The organism is Arcicella sp. GW821-FHT09D11 (assembly GCF_059416265.1).
Genome location: NZ_JBWKOV010000002.1, coordinates 708,079 through 731,100, shown reverse-complemented (window position 1 = coordinate 731,100; position 23,022 = coordinate 708,079). Strand labels below are relative to the sequence as shown.

At 35.0% G+C, this 23,022-nt stretch carries 20 protein-coding genes; 13 read left to right on the top strand and 7 right to left on the bottom strand.

The features are described 5' to 3' along the window. Nucleotides 1-31: 31 nt before the first annotated feature. Together AC07N0_RS08225 and AC07N0_RS08220 are read left to right on the top strand one after the other, a co-directional pair. Nucleotides 32-1,132 carry a BT_3928 family protein gene (locus AC07N0_RS08225; protein ID WP_494588793.1) on the top strand — a complete coding sequence of 367 codons (1,101 nt, stop codon included), beginning with the start codon at nucleotides 32-34 and terminating at the stop codon, nucleotides 1,130-1,132. A 37-nt stretch (nucleotides 1,133-1,169) separates the two neighbouring features. Beyond that, entirely contained in the window at nucleotides 1,170-1,688 is a 519-nt protein-coding gene (locus AC07N0_RS08220; RefSeq protein WP_494588792.1) for a shikimate kinase, read from the top strand. Between the two features lie 88 nt (nucleotides 1,689-1,776). Here AC07N0_RS08220 and AC07N0_RS08215 read toward each other — a convergent pair whose 3' ends face one another. The 3 genes from AC07N0_RS08215 to aat all read right to left on the bottom strand — a co-directional run bounded on the left by AC07N0_RS08215 (nucleotide 1,777) and on the right by aat (nucleotide 4,925). Beyond that, entirely contained in the window at nucleotides 1,777-2,208 is a 432-nt protein-coding gene (locus AC07N0_RS08215; protein ID WP_492802122.1) for a hypothetical protein, read from the bottom strand. A gap of 908 nt (nucleotides 2,209-3,116) precedes the next feature. Beyond that, nucleotides 3,117-4,151 (bottom strand): glutamate 5-kinase, encoded by a 1,035-nt coding sequence (gene proB / locus AC07N0_RS08210; protein ID WP_492802121.1) that lies wholly within the window; start codon nucleotides 4,149-4,151, stop codon nucleotides 3,117-3,119. A 132-nt stretch (nucleotides 4,152-4,283) separates the two neighbouring features. Next, the gene (gene aat / locus AC07N0_RS08205) at nucleotides 4,284-4,925 is read right to left on the bottom strand and encodes a leucyl/phenylalanyl-tRNA--protein transferase (protein WP_494588791.1); all 642 of its coding nucleotides are present in this window, start codon (nucleotides 4,923-4,925) and stop codon (nucleotides 4,284-4,286) included. Between the two features lie 644 nt (nucleotides 4,926-5,569). Here aat and AC07N0_RS08200 point away from each other — a divergent pair. The 8 genes from AC07N0_RS08200 (at nucleotide 5,570) to AC07N0_RS08165 (ending at nucleotide 12,309) form a co-directional block, all read left to right on the top strand. Then, a complete protein-coding gene (locus AC07N0_RS08200) occupies nucleotides 5,570-6,316 on the top strand; it encodes a GNAT family N-acetyltransferase (RefSeq protein WP_492802119.1) in 747 nt (248 codons plus the stop codon). Between the two features lie 115 nt (nucleotides 6,317-6,431). After that, nucleotides 6,432-7,628, top strand: coding sequence for an argininosuccinate synthase (gene argG / locus AC07N0_RS08195; protein WP_494588790.1), 1,197 nt, complete (start codon nucleotides 6,432-6,434; stop codon nucleotides 7,626-7,628). A 132-nt stretch (nucleotides 7,629-7,760) separates the two neighbouring features. Next, complete coding sequence (locus tag AC07N0_RS08190; protein WP_494588789.1) at nucleotides 7,761-7,976, top strand: DUF2281 domain-containing protein; 216 nt, start codon at nucleotides 7,761-7,763, stop codon at nucleotides 7,974-7,976. Further along, nucleotides 7,976-8,377, top strand: a complete 402-nt coding sequence (locus AC07N0_RS08185; RefSeq protein WP_494588788.1) for a type II toxin-antitoxin system VapC family toxin — start codon at nucleotides 7,976-7,978, stop codon at nucleotides 8,375-8,377. The genes AC07N0_RS08190 and AC07N0_RS08185 overlap by 1 nt, the downstream gene beginning before the upstream one ends. A 37-nt stretch (nucleotides 8,378-8,414) precedes the next feature. Then, nucleotides 8,415-9,089, top strand: a complete 675-nt coding sequence (locus tag AC07N0_RS08180) for a hypothetical protein (protein ID WP_494588787.1) — start codon at nucleotides 8,415-8,417, stop codon at nucleotides 9,087-9,089. Between the two features lies 1 nt (nucleotide 9,090). Next, entirely contained in the window at nucleotides 9,091-10,050 is a 960-nt protein-coding gene (gene argC / locus AC07N0_RS08175) for an N-acetyl-gamma-glutamyl-phosphate reductase (protein WP_494588786.1), read from the top strand. 149 nt (nucleotides 10,051-10,199) lie between these two features. Further along, nucleotides 10,200-11,057: a hypothetical protein gene (locus AC07N0_RS08170; RefSeq protein WP_492802110.1), complete on the top strand. Its 858-nt coding sequence runs from the start codon at nucleotides 10,200-10,202 to the stop codon at nucleotides 11,055-11,057. A 121-nt stretch (nucleotides 11,058-11,178) separates the two neighbouring features. Next, complete coding sequence (locus tag AC07N0_RS08165) at nucleotides 11,179-12,309, top strand: aspartate aminotransferase family protein (protein WP_494588785.1); 1,131 nt, start codon at nucleotides 11,179-11,181, stop codon at nucleotides 12,307-12,309. A gap of 62 nt (nucleotides 12,310-12,371) precedes the next feature. On the opposite strand, the gene AC07N0_RS08160 is transcribed toward AC07N0_RS08165, so the two are convergent. Both AC07N0_RS08160 and AC07N0_RS08155 read right to left on the bottom strand, forming a co-directional pair. After that, complete coding sequence (locus tag AC07N0_RS08160; protein WP_494588784.1) at nucleotides 12,372-12,839, bottom strand: hypothetical protein; 468 nt, start codon at nucleotides 12,837-12,839, stop codon at nucleotides 12,372-12,374. 72 nt (nucleotides 12,840-12,911) lie between these two features. Further along, the gene (locus tag AC07N0_RS08155) at nucleotides 12,912-13,646 is read right to left on the bottom strand and encodes a hypothetical protein (protein WP_494588783.1); all 735 of its coding nucleotides are present in this window, start codon (nucleotides 13,644-13,646) and stop codon (nucleotides 12,912-12,914) included. Between the two features lie 119 nt (nucleotides 13,647-13,765). On the opposite strand from AC07N0_RS08155, the gene AC07N0_RS08150 reads away from it, so the two are divergent. Next, the gene (locus AC07N0_RS08150; protein WP_494588782.1) at nucleotides 13,766-14,269 is read left to right on the top strand and encodes a DUF2911 domain-containing protein; all 504 of its coding nucleotides are present in this window, start codon (nucleotides 13,766-13,768) and stop codon (nucleotides 14,267-14,269) included. Nucleotides 14,270-14,335: 66 nt separating this feature from the next. Here AC07N0_RS08150 and AC07N0_RS08145 read toward each other — a convergent pair whose 3' ends face one another. Beyond that, nucleotides 14,336-14,563, bottom strand: a complete 228-nt coding sequence (locus tag AC07N0_RS08145; protein ID WP_492802104.1) for a hypothetical protein — start codon at nucleotides 14,561-14,563, stop codon at nucleotides 14,336-14,338. A gap of 486 nt (nucleotides 14,564-15,049) precedes the next feature. On the opposite strand from AC07N0_RS08145, the gene AC07N0_RS08140 reads away from it, so the two are divergent. Together AC07N0_RS08140 and AC07N0_RS08135 are read left to right on the top strand one after the other, a co-directional pair. Then, a complete protein-coding gene (locus AC07N0_RS08140) occupies nucleotides 15,050-17,167 on the top strand; it encodes a peptidylprolyl isomerase (RefSeq protein WP_494588781.1) in 2,118 nt (705 codons plus the stop codon). 219 nt (nucleotides 17,168-17,386) lie between these two features. After that, nucleotides 17,387-20,647: a DUF1553 domain-containing protein gene (locus AC07N0_RS08135; RefSeq protein WP_494588780.1), complete on the top strand. Its 3,261-nt coding sequence runs from the start codon at nucleotides 17,387-17,389 to the stop codon at nucleotides 20,645-20,647. Nucleotides 20,648-20,670: 23 nt separating this feature from the next. On the opposite strand, the gene tamL is transcribed toward AC07N0_RS08135, so the two are convergent. Further along, a complete protein-coding gene (gene tamL, locus AC07N0_RS08130) occupies nucleotides 20,671-22,986 on the bottom strand; it encodes a translocation and assembly module lipoprotein TamL (protein WP_494588779.1) in 2,316 nt (771 codons plus the stop codon). Between the last annotated feature and the right edge of the window lie 36 nt (nucleotides 22,987-23,022).

Genomic DNA, 23,022 nt, shown 5'->3' with positions numbered 1-23,022 from the left:
ATTCACCATTCACTCAATCACAACTATATCCATGAAGTTAATTGCACATTTCTCTAGACTTTTTGTCGGAATAATATTTATTTTTTCTGGTCTAATTAAACTCAATGACCCTGTTGGTACAGAGATTAAATTAGAAGAATATTTTGATGTATTTGCTACAGACTTTCCTTTTATGGCAGGCTTTTGGGAATTCTGGATTCCTTATGCACTATACATCTCTGTTTTTCTATGTGCATTAGAATTAGTATTGGGTGTATGTTTGTTAGTACAATACAAACTCAAAACTGCTTCTTGGATACTGCTAGCTACGGTTATTTTCTTTGGCTTCCTTACTTTTTATTCAGCCTATTTCAATAAGGTCACAGATTGTGGTTGTTTTGGCGAAACTATCAAGTTGAAACCGTGGACGTCTTTTATCAAGGACATGGTTTTGTTCTTCTTTATCTTGATAATCCTGTGGCAACGCAAAATATTTGCAGATAAGAAAACGGGACTTATTGTGGCTATTTCGGCAGTATTCTCATTATTTCTAGGGATTTATGCTGTTAAATATTTACCTCCTTATGACGGACTTCCTTATGCTGTTGGGCAGGATATTCCTAAAAATATGAAGCCTTCTGCTCCTTTGCAATTCAAATATATTTATGAAAAAGGCGGAGAAACCTTGGAATTAGACCAAATGCCGACCGATACTACCTATCATTTTAAGGAAATGATTACGCTGAATCAAGATGAGGCAAAAGCTAAAATAACCGACTATAATATTTGGAAAGATGGCGACTCTACTGATTATAAAGCTGAAAGTTTTGTCGGTAATAAATTGATGGTGGTGATTCCTGTTATTAAGAAAGCAAATACTACTCACGTTAACGAAATTCGTGAATTAGCTAAAAGCTTGGAAGGGTCTGGCATACAAGTTTGGTTAATTAGTGCATCTAATGAAGAAGAAGTAAATAATTTCAGACACGAATTTCAGTTAGCCATTCCAAACTATAGTGCTGATACCAAGGTTCTAAAAACCATCGCTAGGGCTAATCCTACGCTTTGGTTATTGAAAGACGGTATCGTTAAAGGGAAGTGGTCGCATAATGCACTGCCCGATAAAAATGAAGTAATAAAATCTTTACAGTAAAATTTGCAAGCACCTTCAGGGAAGAAGGATTTTAAGCATGAAAAATATTTTTTTAATAGGAATGCCCTCTTCAGGAAAGAGTACTCTAGGAAGACATCTTGCTAAAAGACTCGATTTTCAGTTCGTAGATATGGATGAATTAATCGAAAAGCAAGAATTAATGACTATTCCAGAAATATTCAAATACAAAGGAGAAGATTATTTCAGACAGGTTGAAAGCAAGGTACTAAAGACTATCCAGGCAGCACAAAAACTAGTCATTGCTACAGGCGGAGGTGTTCCGTGCTTTTTTGATAATATGGATTTTATCAAAGCCAACGGCACCAGTATTTTCTTGAATGTTCAGCCAGAAGATTTATTGAAGAGGATACAGAAGTCGGATGTTAATCATCGACCATTAATTAATAGAAATACTACAGAGGATACCCTCTTAAAAAGCCTTCAAGAACGCTGTGCTGCTCGTTTACCTTACTACCAACGTGCAGACATACAAATAGACGGGAACATTGATGTAGATCAGCTTCTATGGATTTTGGATGAAATGACAGAAAAATAAATAGAGATACAAAATAAAAGCGATTGAAGACAAACTGTCCTCAATCGCTTTTTATTTAAACACTATCCCAATTTATATTAATACACTTTTAATATGTAAAAGACGAAGGCAAAGACGGATGAATTACATCATAGTCTTGGTCAGGTCTTGGTTTTTTAAACAAAGCTCTGAAGGTGTTAGCCATATAAAAAATATCTTCCACTTTACTCTTAGCTATTCTCATCATGTATTGGTTTACGCCATTACTAATAATGCTATTAAATACATTACGTAATAATACCAATTCCTCTTCGTGCTCACAGAAGTTTTTAACTACATACATTGTAAAGCCCCGATCACTTTCGCTAGAGTTGTAGAGTATTAAATTAAAGTCCATTTCTTTGATAAACGAAACCACCTTATTCTTAGAAAAATCATAAAACATATTTTTTGAATCAACCAAAGAATCTAGGATTTCTACTTCATTATTGGTAATATATAGGTTTTCAGTAACCTGCTGAGTTTGCTCTTCTAACATCATGTTTTTAAGTATTTACGCTGTTTATTTATATACTTATTCTTAATTAATAGTTGAATTTTACTATTTACTACAACATTTACAAGTATTTCTACTTATTTTTTTTCAAAGACAAGCTGGCTACAAAAAAGCATAAAATTGACATTTGAGCAAAAAAGATGATTCCCCCGAAATGAGGTTTAAAACAAAAATCAATCAAAAAAGTACAATTTTAAAAAAGTGATTATTAGGAATGGTATTTTATAAAAAGGAGGTTCTTTTTTTGAAAAAGATGATTATAGAAATGTCTTTTTTGCAGAAAAACACTTTTTATGGTTAAAAAGCGTCTTTTTTTAAGCTAAAGAGCTCAGGTTTAATATTTTAAGGTTTTATCAGAAAAAATGTGCGTTTTACAAAAACTAGCTATAAAAATTGACAATTAAGATTTTCGTCTTTTTTTTTTACCCTTTCGTCTCATTATCAAAATTTTGTCGTGAAAGGGACATAATTTTAACCCAGAACAACAGAAATATTATTCCTTAGCGATAACAAAAATCATTGTTAAGAATCATTGCAATGATTAATAGAAAAGGGGTTGTTTTTAATTGTCAGTATTCAGCTATTAAAAGTATAAAAACAGATACAGCCTTTTAATATCTTGAAAATATTCAATTCGACAAGACGCTCAGCACATGAGCATTTTATATATCTTAATTGAGAAGTTTAAAGAGGTTTCATAGCAAAGCCACTCCGATATTCGGGGTGGCTTTCTTTTTGTGGACATTTAAAGAAGAGGGGTTGTCTAATTATCCTGCAAAACTTTCAATTTTCCTCATCACTAGGGAGGGATTTAAGTCCCTCCCTAGTGATAAGGAAAATATTACTAAGCACTTATGATGATGTGGATAATCGGTAGAATTTATGTCATCATCTTATAAAATAACAATATCGTCGGCATTAGCCACTTCAAAATTCTGCGTTTTCAGATTAGCAATGATTACTTCCGAAGATTCTCTCGCACGGCCAATAGCAATTACATTTTTCTTTTCGTCTATAATTTCAAATACCTCTCCTTTTTCAAAAACACCAATTACTTTTTTGATACCTACCGCCAACAGGCTTTTCCTGTTTTCAAGGGCCAAGCTTGCTCCTGAATCTACCTGTACTTTCCCTGCAATGAGACTTCCAGAAGCCAGCCATTTCTGACGAGCATTTAAACTTACTTTTTGTGATGCAAAGTTGGTTCCGTTTTTATTAACCAAAGCTTTTAAAATTCCATCTTCTGGCTTCATACCAAAAATGACAACTTTAGTACCCATGCTAGTTGCCAAACGAGTATAAGTTAGTTTTGAAATCATACCTCCTAAACCCAAAGAAGATTTATCATCATTGGCTAATCCTAAGACCGAAGCATCTACTTTGGCGATGTATGGAATAATATTTTTTTCGGCATCTAGCAATCCTCCAACAGAGGTGCAAAGCAATAAAGTATCAGCCCCAAAACCCGTAGCGATTAAAGTGGCCAATTCATCGTTATCAGAAAACTTTAATTCTAAATTGCTGACAACATCATTTTCGTTGGCAATCGGGATTATACCATTTTTCCAAAGTTCCTGATAGGTCTCTTTTAATTGAAGAAATTGATTCCTATGAGCAAAGTGATGTCTTTCGCACAAACTTTGTGCGACTGTAATACCATATTTTGAAAAATACTGAGTGTATTTGGCTAACAATAGCGGATTACCGATTGCAGCAGCAGCCTTACGCTCGGCAATGGTTCCTTTATAATTTCCTATAAAACTTTTGCCTGCTCCTACTGCTCCAGAAGAGACCATAACAATCTGATATTCATGATGTAAGATAGAAACTTGGCGAGCTATTTCTTGCAAAATTTCCTCGTTCAATTCTCCAGACTTATGTGTAATTGAAGCCGTTCCGAATTTGATAACAATAATTGGTTTGGACATTTTAAATGTAAGCGGAAATCGCTTATGCTAAATGAGTAATTTATAAACTGAGGTAATACAGTGACAAAATTACAACATTCTGAATCTTTAACAATTTAGGTAAGAAATTATAGCCAAAAAATATCTTTGCTTTTATGACTTGAATAAATGTTTCAAATCAACATCAGCAAAATCGCAATGCTTCTCTAACGCTTTTTTTAGCGACTTCACATAGTCAGCTCTTGAAATTTCAATTGCTCCGAAGCGTCTAACATTATCATTAATAAATTGGGTATCTAGCAAAGTAAATCCTTGCGTTTTTAGGATTTCAATTAAATAATGAAACGCTATTTTCGAGCCCTCAGGCTCTTTATAAAACATTGATTCGCCAAAGAAAACTCCTCCGATTGAAACCCCATACAACCCTCCAACGACACGGTTATCAATATACGTTTCTACAGAATGTGCCAAACCCATTTTATTTAAATCGCTGTATGCTTCAATAATTTCTTCCGAAATCCACGTCTCATCATCCCCTTTTCTAGGCAAAGCACAATTGCGCATTACTCCCTCGAAATCAGCATTGATTCTAATTTCAAAATGCTTTTTATTCAGAATAGGCTTGAGTGATTTTGGTGGTTTATAAGTATCAATAGGAATAACTGCTCGGGGGTCTGGTGAATACCAATATAAAGTACCATCGGTATCTGCCATTGGGAAAATCCCGTTCATATACCCATAAATCAAATCATCGGCAGTTAATTTACTTGTATTTATTTTGGGAGAAATAGACATGTTGCTTATTCTTTCTCTTTGTTAACGTTTTCGAATTATTTTTGTTTAGTAAAACTTTAACTCAAAAGTTAGTGTTATATTACTATCAAACTAATAACGCAATTTGCTATATGATATTTTTTGTTAAGTGATATCACTATTGGTAATCAATTTTAATTAAATAAACTCAATAATCCAAATATAGATGATTATTTACACTCATAGTGATTAGTAAAATGAAGGTAGATATCATCAGTAAAAATGTGAGCATCACCCCTTATAAAAAGGGCTAAAAAGCGATATTTTGGGTTTTTTCTGTTAAGTTTATATAAAATTGAAAAAATATATTGCATCTTAAATTTAGTTTTGGTAAACTTTGCACGATTATTCGTTTTTACTCACTTTCAACTCGGATAATTCATCAACCAAAAATGGTTTACGAAGTAAAATTCATATCATATTCGTATTCTCCTATGCCTATCTTTAGGCGTACGTTCTTCCGTAGGGTCTGATCCCTAACGTATTTCTATTTACCCATGTGGTAGAGTTTTTCGACATCCCATTTGTTTTTTTTAATCGATAATTCTTAGGCTTTCATTTCTGAGCCAAGGTTTATTATCACCTTGTTTTTCTAACTAAAAACAATTTCCAAGCTAAGTCTTAAAGTGGAAAAATTATCAGCTTCTGAGGTTTTAACTAACAATTATACTGTTCAGGTTGCTACAACTGAACACTTGCATCTTGCTGAGGCAATTTGCCATGAAATGGAAGAGTCTGCAAAAGCGCGTGGTACGGGCATTGCAAAACGTTCGCCAGAATACCTTCGTGACAAAATCAAAGAAGGCAAAGCCATCGTTGCCACCGATTCGGAAGGCGATTTTATTGGTTTCTGTTACGTTGAAACGTGGGAACACGGAAAATTTGTAGCCAATTCTGGATTAATCGTAAAACCAGAATGGAGAAAATACGGCATAGCAAAAGCCGTAAAAGCAAGAGCTTTTGAGCTTTCGAGAACACGTTATCCTGATGCTAAGATTATAGGTATTACTACTTCGTTGGCAGTAATGAAAATTAACTCTGAACTGGGTTATGAGCCAACTACGTTTAGTGAGTTGCCAGTAAACGATGCTTTCTGGAAAGGCTGTCAGTCGTGTGTAAATTACGACGTACTTAGCCGTACAGACCGTAAGCATTGCTTGTGTACAGGAATGATTTTCGACCCTGAATGGGAGCGTAAAAAAGCCTTGAAAGAACAAGAAGAAAACGAAACTGATACACAAGTGGCTGAAGAGAATACACATGAAAAATGGAATTTTCTGAAAGACGTAAAAGTATTAGAACGCCTAAAAAACATTAAAGAAAAAATGTTTTTGAAAATGGCTGAGAGAAGAGCATCAAGACAGGTAATGTAGTCAACTACATTACTTGTTATAAAATAACCGTGTATTTGTATAAGGCTTAGCCTTTTTCCCATTATAAATTTAACTATTTAGCATATCGCCTAAAGCGCATTGCTTAAAGCAAAAAATGAGTAAACCAAAAGTAATTCTAGCATTTAGTGGAGGGCTTGATACCTCTTTTTGTGTAAAATATTTAGCAGACGATTGTGGTTATGAAGTACATTCAGCCCTTGTTGATACAGGAGGTTTTACCGCTGAGGAGCTAAAAGATATTGAAGCAAAAGCTTATGGATTGGGCGTAACAAGCCACGTAACATTAGATGTAGTTGAGAAATATTACAATGATTGTATCCGCTACATGGTATATGGAAACGTATTGAAAAACAATACTTATCCGCTTTCAGTATCCGCAGAAAGAGTATTCCAAGCAACTGCTGTAGCGGAATATGCGAATAAAATCGGCGCAAAAGCGATTGCTCATGGAAGTACTGGGGCAGGAAACGACCAAGTTCGTTTTGATGTGGTTTTCCAAATCATGGTGCCGGACTGTAAAGTAATTACGCCAATCCGTGATATGAAATTATCTCGTGAAGCGGAAATTGAATATTTGAAAGAAAAAGGCGTTGTTCGCGACTGGACAAAGTCTGCTTATTCTATCAACAAAGGACTTTGGGGAACGTCAGTAGGCGGTAAAGAAACTCTTACTTCTTATGGATATTTACCAGAATCTGCTTGGCCAACACAGGTAACTGCAACGGGTGAAGAAACAGTAAAGTTACATTTCGAAAAAGGACAGTTAGTAGGTATTAATGATGAGACATTAACCCCTGTTCAGTCTATTCGTAAATTAACAGATATTGCTGCTCCTTATGGGGTTGGTCGCGATATACACGTGGGTGATACGATTATTGGTATTAAAGGAAGAGTTGGCTTTGAAGCTGCTGCTCCTTTATTAATCATCAAAGCACACCACTTGTTAGAAAAACATACGCTAACGAAACAACAATTGTACTGGAAACAAACTTTAGGAGAGACTTACGGAACGATGCTTCACGAAGGGCAATTCCTTGAGCCTGTAATGCGTAATTTCGAGACTTTCTTAGCAGATACTCAATCTAATGTTTCTGGAACAGTACAGATTCATCTGGCTCCATATCGTTATCAATTATTAGGTATTGAATCTAAGTTCGATTTAATGTCTTCTATTTTCGGTTCTTATGGCGAAATGAACAATACTTGGACAGGTGATGATGTTAGAGGGTTCTCTAAAATTGTTTCTAACCAAACAATGATTCATAGAAAAGTTACGGAGGCGGGATTGTAGGAAGTTTTCAGCACTGAGCTATCAGTTATGAGCCTTTTTGTGAGAAAATAAAGCATTTGCGTAGTAAACATTACTTTTTTTAGTATTTTAAAGAGGTCTAATCATTTCATTAAACCTAAATCAAGGAATAATATGCTCACAACCATCAAAGGAACTTATGAAAATGGGCAAATCACTTTAGCTGAAAAGCCCATTTCAAACCAGAAAGTGAACGTAATCGTCACATTTTTGGAGGAGGATATCAGTACTCCTCCTTTAAATCCAAGAGTCCCTGGAAGTCTTAAAGGTAAAATTCACATCTCCGACGATTTTAACGAACCATTAGAGGATCTAGAAGATTATATGTAATGGAATATTTAATTGATACACAAATACTTATTTGGTATCTTGAAGATGACAGAAGACTATCTCCCAAGATTCATGAGATTTTGAGTAAACGAGAAAATATAATTTGGGTTAGTCAGGTTTCATTTTTTGAAATCGCTATCAAAAAAACGCTCGGGAAGTTTGAAACATTTACTGTTTCGATTGAATACTTACTAAATCAAGTAAAGATGGATGGTTTTCAGATACTCAATCTCAAGAATGCTCATATAATTTCTTACAAAGATATCCCTTTACTTGCTAATCATAAAGACCCTTTTGATAGACTTCTATTAGCTACATCTTTGAGTGAGAAAATTACTATCATCTCTGCAGATGAAAAATTTAAAAATTACACCTCGATAATTAATCTTATCGAAGCATAGATAGCAAATAAAATAGCGCTGAAAATAAAATATTATAATGACTAGCCATCTACTTAAGCACCTTTTTTTTATTATTCTACTAATTATTACTAAAACTGCTTTCTCTCAAGAAGTTAGCCTTGATTCATTAGCGAAGCAACATAAAAAAATAGCAGTATTACCGATAAAAGTTTATTACAAATATAATACGCTACCTGATGGTTTAAAAGTTGGTGATATTAGGAATAAAGAATATGAGGATGGCTTTTTATTACAGAAAAAATTAAATGACTATTTAAAATTAAAAAAAGAGTTCGTTTCTGTTGAGATACAATCGTTTGATGAAACGAATAGTCTTCTGGCTGACAACGAAATTAAACTAGAAGATATAAAAGACTTACCTGCTAATTTTATTTGTGAAGCACTAAAAGTTGATGGAATACTTGAGGCTGAAGTAAGACTTAATTCATTTTTAAGTAATGAAGAGGTAATAGGAAGAGAGATGTTGTCTATTGCAACTATAGCATTAATGCCAGCAGGTGTTGGACTCAGAAATAAAAATAGGGTTGAGAACTCTATACTTTCTAAAATGAAAATTTCTGATGGAAATACGGGAGAAATAATTGGAGAGTTTCCACTAGTTTTAATACCAGGGGTATTTATATCTGCTGAAAAAGTAATTGAAAAAATGTTGTGGCTAAACTTTAAAAATACTCCTTACTATAAAAAATAACATGATAAAAGTAGGTATAATAGGTGGTGCAGGATATACAGGAGGAGAATTGTTAAGAATCCTGATTCATCACCCAGCAGTAGAAATCGTTTTTGTTAATTCAAAATCACAAGCAGGTAAGCCTGTTTATAGTACGCATACTGATTTATTAGGAGATACTGATTTACTCTTTTCAGACGACCTTCATACAGATATTGATGTGGCTTTTCTTTGTTCAGGACACGGAGAATCCAAAAAGTTCTTGGAAGCAAACCCTTCTTTTAAGAATATTAACATTGTTGATTTAAGTACTGATTACCGTGACCAGTCTGAAGGCTTTGTATATGGATTAGCGGAGTTACAAAGAGAAAAAATCAAGACGGCTAAACATATCGCCAATCCTGGTTGTTTCGCTACTTCTATCGAATTGGCTTTGTTACCTTTAGCATCTGCTGGCATTTTGACGGATGATATTCATATTTCTGCTGTAACGGGTTCAACAGGTGCAGGACAAAGTCTTTCTACTACTAGTCATTTTTCTTGGAGAAGCAATAACATTTCTATTTACAAAGCTTTTACCCATCAACATTTACAAGAAATCGGGATGGTAGTAAACACTTTGCAAAATGGCTTTGACCAAAATTTCAACTTTATTCCTTACCGTGGAAACTTTACGCGTGGTATTATGGCAAATGTTTACACAAGCTTTGATGGAACGTTGGAAGATGCTAAGAAACTATACAAAAAGTATTACGAAACACATTCTTTTACACACATTAGTGATAAACCTGTGGACGTAAAACAAGTGGTAAATACGAACAAATGCCTTATTTCATTAGAAGTACACAATGGTAATTTATTGATTTCAAGTATTATCGATAACTTAACAAAAGGAGCTTCTGGACAGGCTGTTCAAAATATGAATTTGATGTTTGGCTTAGATGAAAAAACTGGATTAGGCTTAAAATCTGTTGGGTTTTAATGGTTTAAATAAAACATTACGTCCTGATTTATAAGCCTCTACACCTTGAACTTAATTACGATGCTTCTCGTTAATCATGCTAGTCAATCTATAATTGGTTAATGATATTATTATCCAAAATCGTTACTTTATTGATAAAACATTTTAAAATGTATAAATTCCTTACTGTTTTTTTAACCACTATATCATTTATATTCTCAAGTTCAGCGCAAGACAAAAAACCATATAGCCGTAAGGGCGAGTATTTTTTCTTCTGGGGGTATAATCGTTCGGAGTATGCTAATTCCGACATACGATTCAAAGGAATTGGCTATGACTTTACTTTGTACAATGCTACAGCAAAAGATTTACCGATTGCATTTAGCCCAGCTGCTTACTTTGATATTACTAAGTTATCCATTCCTCAGTATAATATCCGCTATGGTTACTTTTTTAGTGACCACTGGAGTATTTCAATTGGTTCAGACCACATGAAGTATGTAATGGATGATAACCAAACCTTGGAAGTATCAGGGCATATTTCAGCACAAGTATCAGACCCTGCCATTATTGTAAACCCTGAATATGTCGGAGATTTCAATCATACTTCAAAGTTGGTTCGACCAGAAGATTTTTTACATTATGAACATACGGACGGTTTTAATTATTTACACGTAGAACTTGACCGCTACGACCGAATCTGGAAAGCAAAAAATAATGTTCAGGGTGTAGATTGGTTAGTGGGTATTGGTGCTGGAACCCTTATTCCAAGAACAGATTCACATTTGTTTAGTATTGGTCGAAACAACCACTTTAATTTTGCTGGTTATGGTGTTTCATTGAAAACTGGATTACGCTTTGATTTATCACGAAGGTTTTTCCTCCAGACGGATGTCAAAGGAGGCTTTACAAGACTTAATCACGTTCATACCACTGGAAGAGATTCTGATTCAGCCCAACAAAGCATTTGGTTTGGTGAATTTTATGGTGCTTTAGGCTATAAATTTGGTAAGAATAGGGTGAAATAATAAAAGCTAATAGCTTTAAGCTTCGAGCAAAAGTATTAGCAAAACAAGATATTTTATTTTTAAACAATAAAAGGCTTTTACTGACGGCTCAAAGCTGACAGCTCAAAGCCTATCGCTAACAATGAACTTATTCAATGTTTATCCACTTTACGACATCACGCCTGTAAAAGCAAAAGGTAGCTACCTTTGGGACAAAAATGGTGTTGAATACCTTGACCTTTACGGAGGGCATGCTGTTATTTCTATTGGTCATGCACATCCATATTATGTTGAAAAACTGACAGAACAATTACAAAACATTGGTTTTTATTCAAACTCTGTCAACATCCCTATTCAAAGTGAATTAGCGGAGAAATTAGGAAAACTTTCGGGTTGCGAAGAATACGATTTATTCCTGTGTAATTCTGGTGCAGAAGCCAACGAAAATGCGTTGAAAGTAGCTTCTTTCTTTAATGGCAGAAAAAAAGTAATTGCTTTTTCAAAGGCTTTTCATGGTAGAACGGCAGGTGCTGTTGCCGTGACAGATAATAAAGCCATTGTAGCCCCTATAAACTATGATGATCACGTTACTTTCCTACCTTTCAATGATGCGGCAACGCTTACAGCAAACGTAACGGAAGAAACCTGTGCTGTAATTATTGAAGGTATCCAAGGTGTAGGGGGTATTAATGTTGCTTCTGATGAATTTTTAAAAGCCGCTCGTGAGGCTTGTGATAAAACAGGAGCGATTTTAATCTTAGATTCTGTACAATGTGGTTACGGACGTTCGGGTAAATTCTTTTCACATCAGTTTTCAGGCATCAAACCAGATTTAATCACTACTGCCAAAGGGATGGGCAATGGTTTCCCGATTGGTGGTGTATTTATTGCGCCAAAATTCAAAGCTAAACATGGAATGCTAGGTACAACGTTTGGCGGAAATCACTTGGCTTGTGCGGCGGCTGTGGCAGTCTTGGATGTGATGAAGGAAGAAGCTTTGATAGAAAATGCTGCTAAAATGGGCGAATATCTATTTGAAAAACTTAGCAAACTGGAAGGTATCAAAGAATTACGGGGTCGTGGATTAATGATTGGTATTGAGTTTGAACAACCTGTTGATAAAATCAGAGATTCATTATTATTTGACCACCATATTTTCTGTGGATACGCTGGCAAACATACTTTGCGTTTGTTACCAAGTCTAGCGATTACACAAAAAGAATGCGATACGTTTTTACAAGCCCTTGAAGAAGTTATTTCTGTAGTGGCATAATTTAATAGGAGCACAAATAAAAAGCTGAAATAAGGTATAGTTTCTTATTTCAGCTTTTTTGATTATAGGGCTATAGCTAAATTATTTTTCACATAAAATTTGGCATTTCTTATCTCTCCTGCTCCTTTAAAAGATGCCCGCAGACCAACAAGCATACCTAAATTTTGTTTAAAATCACCCTCAAAAGCCAGCTTTTGGTTAATAAATATCTTAGCTTCACTATTTTTCACTTCCATCTTAACATGTACCCAATCAGAAAAATCTACTCCAAACCCAGATAAATCTAACGTTTTTCCCTCGTGTAATTCATTGTCTAAAACAACATTCAATTCACCAACACATCCTTTAATTGAAAGCGGAATGACGTGTGCTCCGTTCATACACATTAAAATTATTTTAGTTTTGTGACAAATACCATCTCCACGATTAAATGTATTTTTAATATCAGTTTCAAAAACAAAATTATCACTAGGTATTTGTAAATCTTTTTGCACTTTAAAAATACTTACCCAAGGAATGTTCTTTTCCAAATCAAATTTTTGATCTGTTAAATCTTCTTCACTAATGGCTATTACATTTTCTTTGGTAGCTTGTTTTTTTGGCTAGAATACAGGCATTGATTCTTTATCTATTGTCCTTAGCCAACCATCAGTTTCAATATACAAATCATGTTCTTTGACAATCGAATCATTGAGCACCAGTTTAGCTTTATAATAACCTGGCAAATAATAGGTATTGGCAAATTGATGCTTGTTTTTATCGACTTTAACACGAAGTCTACTATCCCAACTTTGTTGTATCAATACACTATCAGCATTAGAATCTGTGGCATCATAATAAAACAATACAGTATTAGGCACACCTAAAGTGATTGGCATACTACTAAATAATACTTTACCATAAGTAAGAGGTCTAGCTTTATTTTGAAATGCCCAAATACCTAATAATAGCCCCATCATAAAAAAGCCTATCACCCAAAAATATCCTTTTGAAATACTTCTTTGAGGAGTATTCGTAACAACTTCTATTTTGTGAGGAATTTTTTCGCGGACGTCTATTTTAGGTTGAAACCCATTTGAGGTAAAAGCGCGCCAATTTTCATAATGAATAAATTGAGCTAAAGCATTCAGCGTCGTCAGATTGGGGGTACTATCATAACGGACTTTTCCCCACAACCTTTTTAAGGTACTATTACTCAGCGATACTTTAGTTGCTTCAAATATTCTTTCGCTTAATACATCAAAATCTTGATTTTGCCAGTGTTCGCTATCACCCCACTCTAATTGTTTTTCAATTAGCTCTTTACATTTATCAATATAAAATTTTTCGTTAGTCATTACTAATCAGCGTGATACATTTTGAATAAACTTGAACAACTGATGAACAAGTAGCTTCAACAAGTTATCGTCAAATTTGAGGCGATAAATTTACTTATTCACTCAAAAGTACAAAAAAAATGAAAAAGACTATTTTGTTATTGACCTTACTCTTGTTGAGTATCCAATTTTTTGCACAAGATAAAGCTACACGCCCTAGCCCTCCTGCACAATTAACCGCAAGCATCAACGGCAAATCCATCGTTATTGATTACAGTCAACCTGCTGTAAATGGAAGAGAAATATGGGGAAAACTAGTTCCGTATGGCCAAGTATGGCGTGCTGGTGCTAACGAAACAACGGCTTTTACTACTTCTAGTGACATAGAAGTAGAAGGCAAAGCATTATCAGCTGGGAAATATGCCTTCTTTGTTATTCCCAATGAAAAAGAATGGATTATCATTTTTAACAAAACGATAAAGTGGGGAGCTTTCAGTTACAAACAAGATGAGGATGTTTTGCGTGTTACTGTACCTGTGAGGAAGGCTAAAAAGTTTTATGAAAGACTTACTTATGAAGTTTCCTCAAAAAATGAAATATCATTGCTTTGGGAAAATGTTAAAGTAAGCTTTAAAGTAAAATAATTTTTTTGTCTACATAGTAAAACGACTTCAATATTGAAGTCATTTTACTATGTAGAGCTATAATCTTTATTCTGACAAGACTTTGCCAATAATCTTATTCCAGACAAACGTTTCGTATTTTGAATCGATATTGTTTGATGATTTCTTGTTAATATCATAAAGAGCAGATAATCGCTTATACGTTCGCTTGTTAGTATTAGAACTGTCTCTCCATCTAAAAACCTCACAATTTTCAGCATCAGTTGCTTCGCCACTGAAATGTCTCGATAAGGATATGTAATCAATCTTTTTCATAAAATGGATGAAAACGAAAAATAACAAACTGTTATTAAACTATTGTAAGTTAATTAGATGCTATCTATATCAATAGACTTAGTATTAATTAATAAGTAACAAAATTTGAACAAAAATTATTAAAAGTATTATAAATACAATAAGTAAAAAAAAACAATACCGTTACACAAAATTGTGTAACAGAATAGCAACAAACATAATGATTATCAAACACTTACATCAATAATCATCAAATTGTATCTACAAAGCTCACCCCTTATTTAAGAGAATATTAAGACACAATACTACCATTTATGAATTGATAGAGCTTATCCAACATAATTCAGATTTTGATATTAGCCAATAAAGTAATTATTTTGCGTTTCTTTTGGGTTCTATAGAGTCTATCAGAAGATTAGTATCACATTATTATTTCATTATCAAAAACCTTGTCTTTGATGCTTTGGAGCTGATAGATAGCGAAAATCAATAACTTAATATTTAAAAATGGCATTAATTACCAAAATCAGAGAAAAGTCGGGGATTGCGGCGGCGGCAATCGCCATCAGTTTAATTCTCTTCCTTGTCGGTGGAGACATTTTTCAAGGTCGTTCGAGTTTTTTCGGCACTCCAAAAGATGTAGTTGGTGAAATCGGAGGAGAAAAAATCAAAAATCAAGATTTTCAAAAGAAAGTTGACGAAATTACGCAACAATACACACAGCAATCTGGTCGTGGTCCTGGAGAACAGGAATTAGCGATGATTCGTGACCAAGTTTGGAATCAGTACATCATGGATTTGGCCTATGGCAAAGAATATGAGGCATTAGGTTTAGCGGTTTCTCCTGCTGAATTGGTTGACATGGTACAAGGAACAAACATTCACCCATCAGTTCGTCAGCAATTCACTAATCCACAGACTGGTCAATTCGATAAGAATTACGTTATTCAATTCTTGAAAAACTTCAAAACTTTGCCTCCTGCTCAACAACAAGCTTGGGTAAATTTTGAGAAATCATTGAGCCAAGACCGTTTAAGAACGAAGTATGAAAACCTTTTAAGAATGTCAACATACACTACCAATGTTGAAGCTCAAAAAGACTATACTGCTCAAACTTCTAAAGTAGATGCTCGTTATTTATATGTTCCTTTTTATTCAGTAGCAGATTCTACGATTAAAGTAACAGAATCTCAGTTAGAAGACTATCTGTCGTCTCACAAAGAGTTGTTTAAAGGACAAACTACTCGTTCTATTGAATATGTTACTTTCCCAATTATTCCTTCGAAATTAGACACAGCTTCTTTCTACAACGATATCAAACGTTTGGCAAAAGAATTAGCAATTGCTAAAAACGATTCAGCTTTTGCAATGATGAATTCGGACATTAAAACTCCTTATTATTCTACTTTAGCTGAAATTCCAGAAGCAGTAAAAGGACAATTAGCTAACATGACCCCTGGAGGTATTTATGGTCCATTCAAAAATGGCTTAACATATTCTATTTACAAATACGGTGGTATCCAAAAAGATTCATTATTCACAATTCGTGCTAGCCATATCTTAATCAATGCACCAAAAGATGCTTCTGATTCTGTAAAAGCGGCTGCTCGTAAGCGTGCTGAAGGTATCTTAGCTCAAATTAAAGGTGGTGCAAGCTTTGAAGCAATGGCACAACAATTTGGTACTGATGGAACGGCTCAACAAGGTGGAGATTTAGGTTACTTCAAAAACAATGGTGGAATGATAAAACCTTTCGAGAACGCAGTTTTTGGTTTCTCTGGAACAGGTTTATTACCAAATATTGTTGAAACTGATTTCGGTTACCATATCGTAAAAGTAACAGAAGCTAAAACGAACACTCGTTATAAATTAGCGGCAATCAATCGTACGATTTCTCCAAGTCAATCTACGATGGACGAAGTTTTGCGTAAAGCAGATGCTTTTGCTGTAGCTAATACCACAAAAGAAGCTTTTCAAGCAAGCTTGAAAAAAGATAAATCTTTATTGATGCTTCGTGGAGACAGAATCCCTGAAGGAGCTAATAGTTTCAACAACTTACAGAACGCACGTGACATTGTTCGTTGGGCATTCAACGACGATACTAAAGTAGGTGATGTGTCAGAAGTATTCCAAAATGATAATCAATATATCGTTGCTTTAGTAACAGGAAGTACTGATAAGGATGAAGTAAAAGTGGATGATTTCAGAGAGGAATTAACTGCAAGAGTAAAAAGCGAATTGAAAGCAGAACAAATTGAGAAAAAATTAGCTGGTATTACAGGTACTTTAGAACAAATTGCTCAAAAATACGGTGCAGGAGCTTTAGTTGAAACTGCTACAGATATTACGTTAGCACAAGGTGTATTAAGTAGTGCAGGTGCAGACCCAACTGCGATTGGTAAAGCATTTGGTTTAAAAGTTGGAAAAAGATCTAAGCCTTTCAAAGGTGAAGGTGGTGTTTTCATTATGGAAACTATCAAGTCTACTCCAGCACCAGCTATTGCAGACTTAACACTTTATAAGAATTCAGCAAAAATGATGGCTGCTCAAAGAACATCATTCTATATCAACGAAGCAATCAAAGAAAATGCTAAAGTTGTTGATAACAGAGCTAAATTCTTCTAGTAATTATTAAAATATTCTTTTTAAAAAAGCACTTCTTCGGAAGTGCTTTTTTTGTATCTAAACCTTAAAGAAAAACATCATCAAGCCTCAGTAAAAGATACCCTACAACACCTTATTAAATTTAAGTATTTCAAGATTATATTTACTTATACTTTTAACAACGAAAGTAAAGTTATGGTAATCACAACGTTTAAAAAATCAGCAATATTTTTATCCTGCATGCTTCTATTAGCATGTGGTAGCACAGAAACACCTGCTGAGTTAGCCACTCTTGAAAGTAAACTCCCCGATAAAATTGATTATAATATTCATATCAAACCTATTCTATCAGATAGGTGCTTTAAATGTCATGGTCCTGATAAAAGTAAAGTAGAGGCAGGTTTACAATTAACAAATTTTGAAGGGGCTACTGAAAAACTAAAAAGTGGGAATAGGGCTATTGTTGAAGGCAATATTGATAAAAGTGAACTCATTAAAAGAATCCTTTCGCATGACCCTGATATGGTGATGCCTACTCCAAAATCCAATTTAACACTAACAAATGAAGAAAAAGCCTTATTGATAAAATGGGTAAAACAAGGGGCTGAGTATAAAGAACATTGGGCTTTTACGGAGATTAAAAAACCCGAAGTACCAACTGTAAATCAGCATGAATGGGTTAAAAATACTATCGATAATTTTATTCTACAAAAGCTAGAAGAACAACACATTAAGCCCTCACAACAAGCTGAAAAAGCTACCTTGCTTCGCAGGGTTTCTATGGATATTACAGGACTACCTCCTACTGTTAAAGAATTAGATGCCTTTTTAAAAGATACTTCTCCGAATGCTTATGAAAAAGTAGTAGATAGATTATTAAAGTCGCCACATTATGGCGAAAAAATGGGTGTTGAATGGCTAGACATTGCCCGTTATGCTGATTCGCACGGTTACCAGGACGATGGTATGAGAAATGCTTTCCCTTGGCGTGACTGGGTAATTAATTCATTTAATAAAAACCTGTCTTATGACAAATTTGTTACTTGGCAACTAGCAGGTGATTTACTACCAAACCCTACACAAGAACAATTGATGGCTACGTGTTTTTTGAGGAATCATCCACAGACACAAGAAGGCGGTGTGGTAGATGAAGAATATCGTACTGAATATGTGATTGACCGAGTAAGTACTTTCGGTAAAGCATTTTTAGGCTTAACGGTAGAATGTGCCAGATGTCATGACCATAAATATGACCCAATTGCTCAAAAGGAATTTTACCAGTTATCAGCATTTTTCAATAACAACAACGAATCAGGCATTATTCCTTACAATGGCGAAGCTTCGCCAACTGTAATGCTTCCTACTGCTGATATTCAGACTAAAATCGATTTTATCAAAAAGAAAATAGCTCCTTTTGAGGAGGCTATTAAACCTACCTACCCAATCTATCGCAAAAATTTTGACCAATGGGTTTTAGCTGCCCAAAAAGATCCTTCAAAATTTGCCACAAGCAGTAAAGACCTTGTCGCTAATTTCTCTTTTGAACGCATCATTCCTAAAACAAATAAACGCTTTGATAACACCCTTCAAAAGGAAGTAATTGAAGTAAAAAACATTGCTTATCAAAACACAGCAGTGGATTCTATTGGTGGATGGATTGCTGGTGATATGGACAGAAGACCCAAGTTTATCAAAGGGAAAGTGGGAAATGGCATTTTATTTAGAGGTGATTGTGGTATTGATTTCCACAGGGCTTTGGATTTTGAAAGAGTACAGCCATTTTCTATAAGTCTCTGGATAAATCCTCTGAAAAGAGGTGAACATGGTCCTATTTACAATTCTTCTAATGGCGAGTTTGAAGGACAGAGAGGCTATAAGTGTTGGCTATTGTCAGATGGCTCTTTGCAGGTTAGCCTTAGCTATGTTTGGCCTGCCAATTGTATAGATATCATTACGACTGATAAAGTGCTTTACAAACAATGGCAAAATATTACGCTTACGTATGACGGAAGCAGTAAAGCATCGGGAGTGAAAATTTATCAGAACGGTCAAGAAATGAAGACCAATGTATTAGTCGATAATTTAAATAAGTCAATGAAATTTGGCGAACATCATACCAATTGGTCGAGTTTACCCTTCATGATGGGGAAAGAATTTCATGAAACAATGCAAAATTTTGCGGTAGATGAATTAAAAATTTATACACGTCAGTTATCTCCTATAGAAGTACTAGGTCTCGCTAAAAATAAAGAACAGGTTTCTGACATTTTGAAAACGCCTCGTAATGAATGGACTGCGATACAAAAGCAACAGCTCTTTGATTATTACAGACTGAATTTTGACCCTTATTTTTCTGCCTATTCCAGAAACCTCCTCCAACTGAGAGAAAAAGAAAATATCTTGGCGACTGATATCAAGGAGGTAATGATAATGAGCGAACGAAAGATTCCTAGAAAAACTTTCATCCTAAGTCGTGGTGCGTATGATGCCCCCTCTACAGAAGTAACTCATGGCGTTATTAATAAATTGCTACCTTTTGATGATGATTTGCCAAAAAATAGATTAGGCTTAGCTCAATGGCTATTAGATGAGCGCCATCCGCTTTTTGCTAGGGTTGCTGTAAATCGTTTTTGGCAAAACTACTTTGGCTTTGGTCTTTGCAAAACTTCTGATGATTTTGGAAATCAAGGCGAGATGCCCTCACATCCAGCTTTGTTAGATTGGCTCGCTGTTACTTTCCGCGAGTCTGGTTGGAATATCAAAGCCATGCAAAAGTTGATTGTAATGTCTGCTACTTATCAGCAATCTTCAAAAAAACGTAAAGATTTAATGGATGTAGATTCAGAAAATCGGTTGCTCGCCAGAGGACCAAGTTATCGCTATGCGCATGAGCAAATCAGAGATGCCGTTTTAGAAGGCAGTGGTTTGTTGGTGCATAAAATTGGCGGTCCAAGCGTATATCCTTATCAACCAAGTGGCATCTGGGAGGCATTGGCTACTAGAAATGCTACTTCGTATCGCCAGCAACATGGAGATTCATTATATCGCAGGGGGCTTTATACTATTTGGAAACGCTCCTCTCCTCCTCCATCTTCAATTACATTTGATGCCCCAGAAAGATATTTCTGTGTAGTAAAACGACAAAAGACATCAACGCCTTTGCAGTCGTTGATAATGATGAATGACCCGCAATATAATGAAGCTGCTAGAAAACTAGCCGAAAGAATGATGCGTGAAGGCGGACAAAGCCCAGAAACCAGAATTACTTTCGCTTATAAAGCCATGATTTCGAGGTATCCTCGTCCTACAGAAATAAATGTGTTAAAAGCACTCTATCAAGAAGAATTGGCAGATTTAAATAAAAAACCTACCAGAATAAAGGAACTTTTAAGCGTTGGTGAATCGCCCATTGATCAATCCCTTAATCAAAAAGAATTAGCGGCTAATACTATATTAGCCATGACGCTAATCAATTTTGATGGTACGCTCATTAAACGATAAGGTATTAACCCAATTGCCATTGGTTAGAATGGATAACCAATGGCAATGTTTAATACTAAATTCTCTTTTCTCCAGTCAGGACTACCTAAATTAAAATCTTTCAAGACCCAACGCTCGTTCTCTGGCAAATATGGTTTACGTACTGGTGTTGCTAAATCGAAACGAAGCACCAAATAGTTAAAATCTAATCGTAAACCTATCCCAGTACCTATCGCTACTTGTTTATAAAAGTCTTTGCCAAATACAGCATCAGGACCATAAATATCTGCATCATTTTGCATCCAAACATTTCCTGCATCAATAAAGATGGCTCCGTGGATGTATTGGTTAAATTTGGCTCTAAGCTCAGTGTTAAATTCTAATTTAATATCACCCGACTGCCCACCGATGGTTTGTTCTAGTAGCGACCCTGTTCTTAAATAACTTCCTGGCCCAATAGTTCTTGCAGGGAAAGCACGAATACTGTTATTTCCACCTGCTACATATTGTTTTACGGTTGGCAAAAAGTACGAATTGCCGTAAGGTAAACCATAGCCTACTAAGAAACGATTGGCTACACGAAGTGATTGGTTGATACGATAACTATATCTAAAATCAGCATCAAATTTTGCATATTGTGGATAGGTTACTCCAAACAGCGTTGTTGATGACCCATCACTTGATGTTAGTTTAGATAATAAACTTGCCAAATTACCTGCTACTTCTACGCCACCTGTAAATGAAAAGTTGTGCGTAGCATTAGCTTTATTTTGAGGCATATACGAAAACGTATAAGCCGTACTAATGATGATTTTATTATCTAAAATCTCTTCGTACAAAATTGGATTTCTAAAATACTCTAAAGCAAAGTCTTCACTGAAATTAGAAGCCTTTACTAAGTTAACTAAAATAGGCGTAACAGAATGTTCTATCGCAGTACTTTGTTTCCATGCATAAGTAAGCGATGTCCTGAGCGACGTAAGGTCATACAGTCCTCCTCTTTTTAGTTGCTCATAACCAACATTGATACTTGTTTTAGGTAAAGACTGATTTTTAGTTGGGTTGATAGTAACGAAAGGAATCGTAAACCTTGGTAAGGTCAAATTACTTTCTATCGAAAATCTGGTCGTATTCAATGCTCCGAGTGTACTGCTTGCTCCTCCCACTTGAAACTCAATCCCAGCATTGGCAGTAACTTTTAATAATTCCGCCCCTTTAAAAGCATTTTTATTCACCCACGAGATACTTATATTAGAACCAGTATAGTTGTTGGATTTAGTCGTTCCATTCAAATCAACTACCACTGATTTTGCTTTTAGCGGTGTTAAGTAATAAAATACGTCTAAAAGTGCTGAGTCTGACCGAGGGACTAATTCAAATGTGTTTTTTACAAATTTAAAGTTTCCATTCAAGTTGATTAATCTCGACAAGGACACATCTTGAACATTACTACTGTATTTTACTCCACGGCGAAACCCAATCGCATCAGCAAAGATTTTTGGTTTGAATGACTCCGTTCTATCAAATACTTTTATACCATCAAAGTTGATTTCTTGGTTTTTTAGGGTATCTGTTGCTGTAGATTCGCCATAATCTGATAATACGTGTACTTCTCTAATCGAATAAAGCTTTCTGGCTACTTGTGATGTAGAAGGCTTTATCTCAAAAGTTAAATTTACTTTATGAGTAGCAAACGAAGAATCGGCTTTGATAATAATAAAGTCTGGTCTGAAATAATAAAAACCTCGTCTTTTCAATACTCTATCAATACGTTCGCGTTCAGCCGTTATCACATCAAACTGATAAGGCATTCCTTTTTTAACTAGTGACCTTGGCTGAGAAGCCACAAAGGCTTTACTGAAAGCACTGGTATCTTTTACTGAAAATACAACAGTATCAACGATGTATCTTTCGTGTAAACTAACAGTATATTCGGCAGTAGCTTTTCTATCTTTTTCAGTTAATACCCCAAATGCAGACGACCTAAAGTACCCTTGGTTATTTAATAATAGTCCTATTTGTTTAGAATTAGCCCCTACTACACTTTTGCTTGCCAACACTGGAGGTTCGCCAAATTTTTTCCTAAAGAAACTCTTAAATCCTTTTTCGCTTTTGGGTTCACCAAATAAATAGTAAAGCCAAACCTTGTATGGAAAACCAAAAATTGTGGCATTTGGCTTAGGCTTAACAAACGCTTCAAGCTGTGTTTGAACCGTCTTAGCTTCTTTCTTATTAATAACAGAATCCTTCTGAATCTTAATTTTTGCTCCTACATACAGACTTTCGCCAGCTGGCAATTTTTTAGTAACCGAACAGCTTGTAATGAATAATATTAAGCATGCAAATGTGACAAATAACATCCCTTTAAAGAAGGATATTTTCCGAGGTTTTGAGGA